13 protein-coding genes and 3 tRNA genes are annotated in these 11,114 nt (G+C 69.2%); all 16 read left to right on the top strand.

Annotated features, from left to right (window positions below; all coding sequences use genetic code 11):
* The first annotated feature begins 560 nt into the window (after window positions 1-560).
* The 16 genes from ABGB10_RS14715 (at window position 561) to rplL (ending at window position 10,779) form a co-directional block, all read left to right on the top strand.
* Window positions 561-719 (top strand): hypothetical protein, encoded by a 159-nt coding sequence (locus ABGB10_RS14715; RefSeq protein WP_347661422.1) that lies wholly within the window; start codon window positions 561-563, stop codon window positions 717-719.
* 32 nt (window positions 720-751) lie between these two features.
* Window positions 752-3,283, top strand: coding sequence for a bifunctional diguanylate cyclase/phosphodiesterase (locus tag ABGB10_RS14720; RefSeq protein ID WP_347661423.1), 2,532 nt, complete (start codon window positions 752-754; stop codon window positions 3,281-3,283).
* Window positions 3,284-3,376: 93 nt separating this feature from the next.
* Window positions 3,377-3,449, top strand: a tRNA-Thr gene (locus tag ABGB10_RS14725).
* A 24-nt stretch (window positions 3,450-3,473) separates the two neighbouring features.
* Window positions 3,474-3,546: transfer RNA gene (locus ABGB10_RS14730), tRNA-Met, on the top strand.
* A 132-nt stretch (window positions 3,547-3,678) separates the two neighbouring features.
* A complete protein-coding gene (gene rpmG, locus ABGB10_RS14735) occupies window positions 3,679-3,846 on the top strand; it encodes a 50S ribosomal protein L33 (RefSeq protein WP_007073056.1) in 168 nt (55 codons plus the stop codon).
* 125 nt (window positions 3,847-3,971) lie between these two features.
* Window positions 3,972-4,418 (top strand): MaoC family dehydratase N-terminal domain-containing protein, encoded by a 447-nt coding sequence (locus ABGB10_RS14740; RefSeq protein WP_347661424.1) that lies wholly within the window; start codon window positions 3,972-3,974, stop codon window positions 4,416-4,418.
* A gap of 1 nt (window position 4,419) precedes the next feature.
* The gene (locus ABGB10_RS14745) at window positions 4,420-4,812 is read left to right on the top strand and encodes a MaoC family dehydratase (RefSeq protein WP_347661425.1); all 393 of its coding nucleotides are present in this window, start codon (window positions 4,420-4,422) and stop codon (window positions 4,810-4,812) included.
* Between the two features lie 129 nt (window positions 4,813-4,941).
* Window positions 4,942-5,014, top strand: a tRNA-Trp gene (locus ABGB10_RS14750).
* Window positions 5,015-5,228: 214 nt separating this feature from the next.
* Window positions 5,229-5,618: a preprotein translocase subunit SecE gene (gene secE / locus ABGB10_RS14755; RefSeq protein WP_347661426.1), complete on the top strand. Its 390-nt coding sequence runs from the start codon at window positions 5,229-5,231 to the stop codon at window positions 5,616-5,618.
* 39 nt (window positions 5,619-5,657) lie between these two features.
* On the top strand, window positions 5,658-6,380 hold the full coding sequence (gene nusG / locus ABGB10_RS14760; RefSeq protein WP_088987561.1) for a transcription termination/antitermination protein NusG: 723 nt from the start codon (window positions 5,658-5,660) through the stop codon (window positions 6,378-6,380).
* A gap of 186 nt (window positions 6,381-6,566) precedes the next feature.
* The gene (gene rplK / locus ABGB10_RS14765) at window positions 6,567-6,998 is read left to right on the top strand and encodes a 50S ribosomal protein L11 (protein WP_347661427.1); all 432 of its coding nucleotides are present in this window, start codon (window positions 6,567-6,569) and stop codon (window positions 6,996-6,998) included.
* Window positions 6,999-7,076: 78 nt separating this feature from the next.
* Window positions 7,077-7,793, top strand: a complete 717-nt coding sequence (gene rplA / locus ABGB10_RS14770; RefSeq protein WP_278142695.1) for a 50S ribosomal protein L1 — start codon at window positions 7,077-7,079, stop codon at window positions 7,791-7,793.
* Window positions 7,794-7,873: 80 nt separating this feature from the next.
* Window positions 7,874-8,764: an ABC transporter ATP-binding protein gene (locus ABGB10_RS14775; protein WP_347661428.1), complete on the top strand. Its 891-nt coding sequence runs from the start codon at window positions 7,874-7,876 to the stop codon at window positions 8,762-8,764.
* Window positions 8,761-9,450, top strand: a complete 690-nt coding sequence (locus ABGB10_RS14780) for a hypothetical protein (protein ID WP_347661429.1) — start codon at window positions 8,761-8,763, stop codon at window positions 9,448-9,450. Before ABGB10_RS14775 ends, ABGB10_RS14780 begins: the two co-directional genes overlap by 4 nt.
* A 339-nt stretch (window positions 9,451-9,789) precedes the next feature.
* On the top strand, window positions 9,790-10,335 hold the full coding sequence (rplJ, locus tag ABGB10_RS14785) for a 50S ribosomal protein L10 (protein ID WP_203149820.1): 546 nt from the start codon (window positions 9,790-9,792) through the stop codon (window positions 10,333-10,335).
* A gap of 54 nt (window positions 10,336-10,389) precedes the next feature.
* Complete coding sequence (gene rplL, locus ABGB10_RS14790) at window positions 10,390-10,779, top strand: 50S ribosomal protein L7/L12 (RefSeq protein ID WP_347661430.1); 390 nt, start codon at window positions 10,390-10,392, stop codon at window positions 10,777-10,779.
* Window positions 10,780-11,114 lie beyond the last annotated feature (335 nt).

Genomic DNA, 11,114 nt, shown 5'->3' on the forward strand with positions numbered 1-11,114 from the left:
GCGTCCGGGGGCGCGGGCGGGTGGGTGGGTACCGGGGTGCGGCGGCGGGACTCTCCTTGGCCGAGCCACTAACGGCGCTTCTCGAATGCGTCGACGAGCTTCCGGGTCACCGCATCGAAGGATTGCTCTGCGCCTGTGACCCACGGCCTGGGAGATACCAGTTACTCTCACCCTTCGATGGCACCTAGAAAGTCAGCGGTGCCCCGTCCGCGAAGCACGCGCCGCACACCCAGAGCTGGAAGCTCAGCAGTCCGCACAGCACTGCGGGCTTTCTTCTCGGGTCCAAAGAGTCAGCAGGTGAGCGATTTGTCGCCTCTGGGCTAGCAAGGGCAAAGTTCCGAATCGCCGTCTTAGCTGGAAGCAGCACTATGTGACGACGGGAAGTTGGAGATCGCGCTCAGTAGACGCTCTGTCTGCGCCTTATTACGCGGCGGTCACTTGGCGTGCCAGCTCGACCGGTCGGCCACGTCGCTCGGCCGTACGTGGGCTTTGCGGGTGGTTTCGACTGTGGCACGATCAGGGGCACTGATTCTTGTTCTGCCCCCGACAGGAGCACGCTGATGTATGGACGGACGCCTCGCCGCCTTCGCGCCGCCCTCGCGTTCGCGGCCGCGGTCGCGTTCGCGGGTTCCTTCCTCGGCGCGACCACCGACTTCCAGCAGTTCGATTTCTCGTGGGGTGCTCCGGCCTCTGACAAGGGTGCTGCTGTCGCCCGATAGGCCCGCTCCGCACCACCCACTGAGGGAGCGGAATGAAGCCTGGCTCGCCCCCAGCCCGTAGATCCAACGAGCAGGCTTGGCTGATCACCGGGCCTTTGGCGGTGCTGGCCATCGTCTGCTCGTTCGTTCTCGCGCTGGCCGGGCCCCCACCTCCGGGCAATCTCTTCGGGGCGGCGGTCCTCTTCGTCGTCATGGTGGCTGCCAGCACCCAGGTGCTCCAGATCGTGGTGCGCCGGCAGGCGCTCGAAGTCATCGTCACCGAGATTCCACTGCTGCTCGCCTTCTTCTACCTGCCGCCCCTGACGGTCGTGCTGATTGCTGTCCTGGCCGCTCTGATCGGCCAGCTTCGTCGACGCCTCAGCGCCCCGAAGGTCTGGTTCAATCTCGCCAGAGCCGCCGTAGCCGCCTCGCTGGCAGGAGTCGTCCTGGTGGCGCTGCCTCCCATCGGCGACGAGGTGGGCCCGAAGACGTGGGCTGTCCTCTTCGCGGTGGTCAGTGTCAACAGTCTGGTTTCGTTGGCGGCCATCAGCGCGGTCGTCACTCTGCTGCACGGCTGGCAGGCAGGGTGGGAGCTGATCCGCAACGGCGTGGCCCCACAGATAATCTGCGCGATCAACAGCGTCGTCGGGCTGGTGATCCTGATGGCGATCGAGTCCAACGTGTGGTCCGTGCTCCTGATCGCGGTGTTGGCGATCGCGGTCGTTCTGGTCTACCGCTCGTACGCTCAGTTCCTTCGCCAGCACCGCACGCTCGGAAGCATGTACGAGCTGACCCGGGCGATCAGCGAGAGTGGTCAGGAGGGCGGCCTGGTCGACGCGCTGCTGGACCGGGTCCGCGCGCTGATGCAGGCCGAGTACGCCACGCTCTGGCTGCCGGCCCAGGGTCGCCACCCTGAGGTCCTGCTGAGCGCCCGGCTCGATGACCGTGGCCTGCTCGATGTCGCGCTCACTCCCTCGATCGTCCGCGAACGGGTCCGGCAGTCCGGCCGCACACTGGCCGCCGGACGAGCCTTCGACGATGACGACGACGTCCGTAGGGCGCTCGGTAAGCACCAGGTCAAAGACGTCATCGTGGTTCCACTGCGGTCTGGCCAGGCGGTGATCGGCACCCTCGAGGTGGTCAACCGGCTCAGTGACGTCGGCCATTTCACGGCCGCTGACATCCCGGTCTTCGAAACCGTGGCCGCCCACGTCGCCGTTGCGTTGGAGAACTCGCGGCTGGTCGACCGGTTACGGCACGACGCGTACCACGACACGTTGACCGGGTTGCCCAACCGGCGGCGGATCACCGGCGCGCTCGAGGAGTCCTTCACGATCGCCGCCCCCGGTGAGGTGGTGGCGCTGCTGCTCTTCGACGTCGACGGGTTGCGCCAGGTCAACGAGTCGCTCGGTCACGCGGCCGGGGACAAGGTCCTCGCCGAGGTCGCGAGCCGGTTGCGGGCCAGCGCGCCGTCGTCGGCCCTGGTCGGCCGGGCGGGTGGAGACGAGTTCCTGGTGACGCTGCGGTTGGAGAGTGCCGAGGCGGCACTTGAGTTGGCCGCCCAACTGCGCGACCAGATCCGCGACGAGATGGTCTTCGACGCGCTCACCCTGGACGTGAACACCGCTGTCGGGGTGGCCGTACACCCTGATCACGGCAGCGACGCGGCGACCCTGCTCCTGCGGGTCGACCTGGCGGCCACGGCCGCAAAGTCGGTGCCGGGCAGCGTGCAGCTCTTCAACCCGGCGCTGGAGTCCCGGTCGCTGCGCCGGCTCGGTCTGGCCGGCGATCTGCGCCGAGCGTTGGACGACAACGCGCTGGAGGTCTACTTCCAGCCCAAGGTGACTCTGCGGGACCGGCGTCTGGTGGGTGTCGAGTGCCTGGCGCGGTGGGAGCACCCGGCGCACGGCACTGTCGCTCCCGAGGACTTCGTGGCGGTGGCCGAGCACACCGGCCAGCTGAGCCGGCTCACGGAGGTGGTGCTCCGCGAGGGGCTACGCCGCAGCCGGGACTGGGCGTTGGCCGATCAGCCGCTGCCCATCGCGGTCAACCTCGCGGCCCGTACGCTCACCGACCAGCATTTCCCGGACCGGGTGCAGGAGCTGTTGAGCGAGTACGGGGTGCCGGCGCAGCGTCTCACCCTTGAGATCACCGAGGCGGGGGTGCTGGACGGCACGGACCGGCCCATCCCGACCCTGCAACGGCTGCGCGACCTCGGCGTCCGGCTGTCGGTGGACGACTTCGGCACGGGTGACTCGTCTCTGGCGCACCTGCGCCGGCTGCCGGTGCACGAGGTGAAGGTGGATCGCTCCTTCGTGCAGGGCATGGCGACGGACCCGGGGGACCTGGCCATCGTCAACGCCGTGGTGACCCTCTCACAGCAGTTCGGCCTGGCCGTGGTCGCCGAGGGTGTGGAGAGTGAGCTGACGTTGGAGCTTCTCCAGGACATCGGCTGTGAGATCGGGCAGGGCTTCCTGTTCAGCAGGCCGCTGCCGTACGAGCGGTTGGCCGCCTGGTTCGGTGCTCAGGTCGAGCCGGAGACGATCACCGACGGGGAGCTTCCGCGCCTTCGAGTCGTGCCCTGAGCAGGGCGCAGACGATCACCGGGGATCCGATTTCACCTGTCGAGCCGGGCCGTGTACTCTTACTCCTGCGCGCCCCACGGGGAGATCGCGCAGGCCCCCTTAGCTCAGTCGGCAGAGCGTCTCCATGGTAAGGAGAAGGTCTACGGTTCGATTCCGTAAGGGGGCTCGAGGGTTCAGCTGGACCCATCGCAGCGGTGTAGCTCAGATGGTAGAGCAAGCGGCTCATAATCGCTGTGTCGCCGGTTCAAGTCCGGCCACCGCTACTCTCGTCTTCCGGGCTAGTTGCCGGTGGTCGTAAGAATGGGCGCTTCTGGCGCCCACTTTGCATGTCCGCGCTGTCAGCGTCTAGGCTGGCGCGTCGTAGTTGTTTCCGTTAGCGAGGAAGGCACTCCGCCGTGGCGAAGGCTACCGATGTCCGGCCGAAGATCACTTTGGCGTGTGTGGAGTGCAAGGAGCGCAACTACATCACGCGCAAGAACCGGCGCAACGACCCCGACCGCATCGAGCTGAAGAAGTTCTGCCCGCGCGACGGCCGGCACACGGTCCACCGCGAGACCCGCTGACTCGTGGCCGGCTTCGTGCCGGCCCCTGTCGAAGCTTTCCAATCGCCGATCTGACCGGTTTGGCGCGGCTCTGCCGCCGCCTGCCGATCGGATCGGCGATTGCGCTTTCCGTGTAGGTTCGCGGCATGTCTCTGGACCCTTCCTTCGTCGGCCGGACCTATCCGCCGACCGCCCCCTACCAGGTGGGCCGAGAAAAGATCCGTGAGTTCGCCAGCGCCATCGGTGCCACGGACCCGGCTCATCATGACCCGGAGGCCGCTCGGGCGCTGGGGCACGGCGACGTGGTGGCCCCGCCGACCTTCCCGGTGATCGTCACGATGGCGGCCAGCCGTCAGATCATCGAGGACCCGGACCTGGGCGTCGACTACAGCCGCCTGGTGCACGGCGACCAGCGGTTCGCGTACACCCGGCCGGTGGTCGCGGGTGACGAGCTGGTCTGCACCAACACGATCGAGGACGTCAGCACCCGGGGCGGGCACGGCTTCCTCACCACCCGCACGGACGTGAGCACCGTCGGCGGGGAGCCGGTGGTGGCCGTCTGGGCCAGGTACGTGATTCGCGGGGAGGCCTGAGATGGAGTTGCCAGCCAAGACGTTCCGGGTGACCCGCGCCGACCTGGTGCAGTACGCCGGCGCCTCGGGTGACTTCAACCCGATCCACTGGAGTGACCGGGTCGCCACCAAGGTGGGTCTGCCCGGGGTGATCGCCCACGGCATGTTCACCATGGCGCTGGTCGGCCGGGCGGTCACCGAGTGGGCCGGGGCGCCGGACGCGGTGGTCGAGTACGGCGTTCGTTTCACCCGACCGGTGGTGGTTCCCGACGACGAGCAGGGCACCGAGATCGAGGTCACCGCGCGGGTCCGCGAGGTGACCGAGGACGGCTTGACCCGACTTGACGTGACCGCGACCTGCCTGGGCGAGAAGGTGCTCTCGCAGGCTCGGGCAACCATCCGTACGGCACGCTGAACCCTCCTCGCCACGCGTGGTGAGGAGACCGGTTGGGAAAGTCGGGGGGCTACCCGTACACTGGTCCGCCGTGGGGCAAGTGACCCCTGCTCGGTCGTCTGTGACCGCGTGGGGCGAGTGTTGCCGCATAGGGGTGTAGCTCAATTGGCAGAGCAGCGGTCTCCAAAACCGCAGGCTGCAGGTTCAAGTCCTGTCACCCCTGCGCCTCAGGCCTGACCGTTCCCGTGGGTCGCGTCGCCAACATGGCGGCGTCCGGCCCGTGGTGGTGGCATCGGCGGGGTGGTTCCGAGGCAATCGGGGCCCTCCGGATGATCCACCGGCCGCGGCCCGTCGCGGGACGGTTAGGCCCGGCCGGCGTGACCAGCGCCGCGTACGCCGCTCGGCGTGCGACCCGAGATTCCGCGACGGAGGGCGAAGTGGCCGACAACAAGCGGCGCGACGACGACGGCGACGATCGTCTGGACGACGAGATCGTCGACGACGTGGCCGACGACGACGCCTCCGGCGCGGACGAGCCGGTTTCCCGGGGCGGCACCGCCACGCGGTCGCGCGCCCGGGCAGAGTCGGCGGACAGCCGGCCGACCACCCGGTCGGAAACGGGGCGGGTGGGCGTGTTCGGCCGCATCGCCCGGTTCTTCCGCGAGGTCGTAGCCGAACTGCGTAAGGTCATCTGGCCGACCCGCAAGGAGTTGCTGACCTACACCGCCGTGGTGGTGGCGTTCGTCGCGGTGATGCTGACGATCGTCGGCGTGCTGGACTACGGCTTCGCCAAGGTCGTGCTGTTTGTCTTCGGCAACTCGGACTGACCGGCTGCCTCCAGCCGATAGTGACGGAAGTGAGCGAGCGTGCCTGAGTACGACGAGACCGCCGGACCGGTGGACGAGCAGTCCACGGTCGCGACGGCGGCTGGTGACGAGTCGGTTGAGGCCGCCAGCGAGCCGGAGTTCCCAACGACCGAGCCCGCACCGGACGAGGATTACGACGCGGTCGCCGAGCTGAGGCAGAAGCTGCGTTACGCGCCGGGTGACTGGTATGTGGTGCATTCGTACGCCGGCTACGAGAACAAGGTCAAGACCAACCTCGAGACCCGGATCACGAGCCTCGACATGGAGGACTTCATCTACCAGGTCGAGGTGCCGACCCGGGAAGAGGTCGAGGTCAAGAACGGTAAGCGTTCCCAGATCCAGGCCAAGGTCTTCCCGGGCTACATCCTGGTCCGGATGGAGCTGACCGCCGAGTCCTACTCGTGTGTCCGGAACACCCCGGGCGTGACCGGCTTCGTCGGCGCGACCGACCGGGCCGACCGGCCCGCCCCGCTCTCCCTCGACGAGGTGCTGAAGTGGCTGGCACCGGCCGTCGAGACCGAGCAGAAGAAGGCGAAGCCGGAGATCAAGGTCCTCGACTTCGAGGTGGGCGACTCCGTCACTGTCACCGACGGTGCCTTCGCCTCGCTGCCGGCCACGATCAGCGAGATCAACGCCGACCAGCAGAAGCTCAAGGTGCTGGTGTCGATCTTCGGTCGTGAGACCCCGGTGGAGCTCAACTTCAACCAGGTCGCCAAGATCTGACTGGTCGTCGGCGGCGGGCCCGGCCCGCCCCCGACGTCGGCGTAGCCCTCCCGCTCGACCTCGGCGGACGAGTGGGCTGCGGCCTGCGCTACTCTTGAATGTCGCCGCTGTCGCACCGCGCTGACCGTGCGCGCTCCGAGGGCGGCGACAGCCGCATTTTCCCAGCTCCAAGCCCCAGGAAGTGACATGCCTCCGAAGAAGAAGCTCGTCAAGACGTTCACGCTTCAGCTGCCGGCGGGCCAGGCCACGCCGGCCCCGCCGGTCGGCCCCGCGCTCGGCCAGCACGGCGTGAACATCATGGAGTTCTGCAAGTCCTACAACTCGCAGACCGAGTCCCAGCGGGGCGACATCGTCCCCGCCGAGATCAGCGTCTACGAGGACCGGTCCTTCACCTTCGTGCTGAAGACCCCGCCCGCCGCCCGGCTGCTGATCAAGGCCGCCGGTGTGCAGAAGGGCTCGGGTGTCCCGCAGTCCGAGAAGGTCGGCTCGGTCAGCCGTGCCCAGCTGCGTGAGATCGCCGAGAAGAAGATGGCCGACCTCAACGCCAACAACCTCGAGCAGGCCGAGAAGATCATCGCCGGCACCGCCCGGTCGATGGGCATCACCGTCAACGACTGACGTCGGCCCAGGCCGTCGACCCGACCGTGGGAGGGCCCGCGCCGAGCGGCCCGCCAGAGACCACAGGAGTAATCAGCAATGCAGCGCAGCAAGAGCTACCGCAAGGCCGCCGACGTCATCGACCGGTCGAAGCTCTACACCCCCTCCGAGGCCGTGAAGCTGGCCAAGGAGACCACCAACGTCAAGTTCGACGCCACGGTCGAGGTCGCCATGCGCCTCGGCGTCGACCCCCGCAAGGCGGACCAGATGGTCCGCGGCACGGTCAACCTGCCGCACGGCACCGGTAAGACCGCCCGCGTGATCGTGTTCGCCAGCGGCGCGAAGGCCGAAGAGGCCGCTGCGGCGGGTGCGGACGAGGTGGGCACCGACGAGTTGGTCGCCCGGATCCAGGGTGGATGGCTCGACTTCGACGCGGCGATCGCCACGCCGGACCAGATGGCCAAGATCGGCCGGATCGCGCGGATCCTGGGCCCGCGCGGTCTCATGCCGAACCCGAAGACCGGCACGGTGACCATGGACGTCACCAAGGCGGTGCAGGACATCAAGGGCGGCAAGATCACCTTCCGGGTGGACAAGCACTCCAACCTGCACCTGATCATCGGCAAGGCCTCCTTCACGGAGACCCAGCTGGTGGACAACTACGCCGCGGTGCTCGACGAGGTGCTGCGTGCCAAGCCGTCCGCGGCCAAGGGCAAGTACCTCCGCAAGGTCATCCTCACCACCACGATGGGCCCGGGTGTCCCGGTCGACCCGAACCTGGTGAAGAACCTCCGTGAGGACTCGGCCGAGGCCTGAGCCGACAGTTCGCTCCGCCGGGGCGCCGCCACGACTGTGGCGGCGCCCCGGCGCGTTCATGGTGTGGCAGGCTCGACGCCATGCGGCTGGAGAACGTCTGGTTGCGGTACCACCGGCGGGGGCCGTGGGTGCTGCGGGGCGTCGACGTGCGGATCGGTCCGGGCGAGGTGGCGGTCGTGCTCGGCCGCAACGGGGTGGGCAAGTCGACCCTGCTCCAGGTGGCGGCCGGGGTGCTCCGGCCGGGCCGGGGCCGGGTCACCGACCGGCCCGCCCGGGTGGGCTGGGTGCCGGAGCGTTTCCCGGCCGACCAGCCGTTCACCGTCGCCCGCTACCTGACCGGGATGGCCCGGGTGGCGGGGCTGGGCCGCGCCGCTGCCGACGAGGCGGTGGCCTCCTGGACCGACCGGCTCGGGCTGTCCGCGTTCCGCTCGGTCCGGCTGCCGGAGCTGTCCAAGGGCACCGCACAGAAGGTGGGCCTCGCCCAGGCGATGCTGCGCCCTCCGGGCCTGCTGGTGCTCGACGAGCCGTGGGAGGGGCTGGACGCCGCCACCCGTGAACTGGTGCCCGAGCTGATCGACGAGGTGCTCGCTGGCGAGGGTGCTGTCCTGGTCAGCGACCACCGGGGGGAGACGGTCCGGCTGCCGGCCGCGCGCCGCTGGTCGGTGGCCGACGGTTCGCTGACCGAGGAGACGCCCGCCGCGGACGAGACGCTCGCGGTGGTCGAGGTCGCGGTCCCGGCGGCGCGGGTCGCCGGCACCGTCGCCCGGTTGCGCGCCGAGGGGCATCAGATTCTGCGGGTACGCGTCGACGCCTCCACCGCCGCACCACCGGCGCGACCCGCCGATCCGCTCCGGGAGGCCGGTGCCGCCCGACCCGCCGAGCCGCCGCTCCAGGTCGCCGGCGAACCGACAGCGGAGCGACCGGAGGCCACCGGCGCGGGGATCGAGCCGGCAGTGGGGGAGGCCCGGTGAATGCCCTGATCCGGATGCGGCTGGCGGGTTTCCTGCGGACCGGGCGCGCGGTCGCGCCGTTGCTCGCCGGCCTCGTCACCCTCGGCATCCTCTACGGCGGTGGCCGTGCCCAGCCGGCGGAGGCGTACGGCGTCTCGGCCGTGGTCCTCTTCCCGGTTGTCGCCTGGCAAACCAAGATCCTCCTGGATGTGGAGCCGGACGTGCAGCGCCGGCTTGCGCAGGTGGCGGTCGGGGTGGCCCGCGAGCGGTTGGCCGGGCTCCTCGCCGCCGGCGTGGCGGCCCTGGTGACGGTGGCCGTCGCGCTGCTCTTTCCGTGGCTGGTCGGCGGGGTCTCCGGCCCGGTCGACCCGGGGGACCGGTCGATCCCGGTGGGGTTGGCACTGGGGTTGTGGGCGCACCTGCTCGCCGTACCCGCTGCGGTTGCCCTCGGTGCCCTGGCCAGTCGGGCCTCGGTGGGCGGGGCCGGGTACGGCGTCGCGGTGCTGGCCCTCGGCGGCGTCGGCGCGGTGGTGCTCGGCCTGAGCGGTTCGGTGGTCCCCTGGCTGGCACCGCCGATCATGGCCGCCGCCCGCACCACCGGAGGCAACGCCGCCGCGCTCACCCTGCTGGGGCTGAGCGGGTGGGCGTTGGCCTGGAGCGCTGCGGTCGTCGGCGGCTATCTGTGGCGGCGGCGGGCCCAGGGCTGACCGGCGTCGGCGTCGTGACGTGGCTCACCGGGCGCGATTTGGCGCTGGTGGCCAGGGCGCGTACTCTTCAACCGTCATCCGTGTTCTCATGGATGAGGAACCACCCAGAGACCGCTGGTCACCGTGCTTCGGCACGGTCGAAGGTCCCGCGACATCGGGCGACCCGCGTAGGGCGGCAAGCGTAACTCGGCAGTGAGCATGGTCCGCCGACCGTGACGATCTTCCGGCCCTCGCCCCGTGCGCCCTGCGCCGGGGCTTTTTCGTTGTCGCGCTGCCTCCGCCCCCGCTCCGGCTTCGGCTGTGACGGGGACCAGCCTCGAGTAACGAGAGAGGAGGGACATGGCGGACAAGCCGATCCGGGCCGACAAGGCCACGGCCGTCGCTGAGCTGACCGAGAGCTTCCGTAGCTCGGGCGCCACCGTGCTGACCGAGTACCGCGGTCTGACGGTTTCCCAGCTCACCCAGCTTCGGCGCACGCTCGGCGCCGATACCAGCTACATGGTCGCGAAGAACACGCTGGCGAAGCGTGCTGCGACGGACGCGGGCATCACCGGCCTCGACGAGCTGTTCACCGGTCCTACCGCGCTGACTTTCGTTTCGGGCGACGTCGTCGAGGCGGCGAAGGGGCTTCGCGACTTCGCGAAGGCCAACCCGAAGCTCGTCATCAAGGGCGGTGTCTTCGAGGGCAAGGCCATCACTGCGGCCGAGGTCACGAAGCTCGCCGACCTGGAGTCCCGCGAGGTGCTGCTGGCCAAGCTGGCCGGCGCGATGAAGGGCAACCTGAGCAAGGCCGCGGCCCTGTTCCAGGCCCCGCTGTCGAAGACCGCCCGTCTGGCGGCTGCACTGCAGGACAAGCGCGAGAAGGAGGGCGCCGAGGCGGCCTGAGGCCCCCACGGCGCACCAGTTCTTACTTAACAGAATCAGGAAAGGACGCCAGATATGGCGAAGCTCAGCACCGACGAGCTGCTCGACGCGTTCAAGGAGATGACGCTGATCGAGCTCTCTGAGTTCGTGAAGCAGTTCGAGACCACCTTCGAGGTCACCGCTGCCGCTCCGGTCGCGGTTGCCGCTGCCGGCGGTGCCGGCGGTGCCGCCGCTGCCCCGGCCGAGGAGGAGCAGGACGAGTTCGACGTCATCCTCGAGGCTGACGGTGGCAAGAAGATCCAGGTCATCAAGGTCGTGCGTGAGCTGACCGGCCTGGGCCTCAAGGAGGCCAAGGACGCGGTCGAGTCCGCGCCGAAGGCCATCCTGGAGAAGGTCAACAAGGAGACCGCCGAGAAGGCGAAGGCCAAGCTCGAGGGTGAGGGCGCCAAGGTCACCCTCAAGTGACCTGAGCTCCATCAGCGCGTACCCGGCTCGTGAGCCGGGACACGAATCGCGTTGCGGCGGGCGGTGATCCGACAGGATCGCCGCCCGCCGTGTTGGTGGATCTGGTGTCGACCGGCCGTGAGCTGGGCTCGGACGACCGGCGAGGCTGACCCGAACGAGCGTGGCGGGTCGCCCTGCAGTGGGAAAGAACGGGCGACCCGGATACCGGCCCTTGACGCGGCCCCGGCCAGCCAGGCACGCTGACACCAGCAAGACACCGCGCTTGCGACGGCCACGACGTGGGTATGACAACGGCGGCACCAACGGCCGTGTCGACCCGAGCGGCCCAGTGGGGA

Origin of the sequence: Micromonospora sp. B9E7, assembly GCF_039871815.1 — a bacterium.
In the GTDB taxonomy this organism is placed as follows: domain Bacteria; phylum Actinomycetota; class Actinomycetes; order Mycobacteriales; family Micromonosporaceae; genus Micromonospora.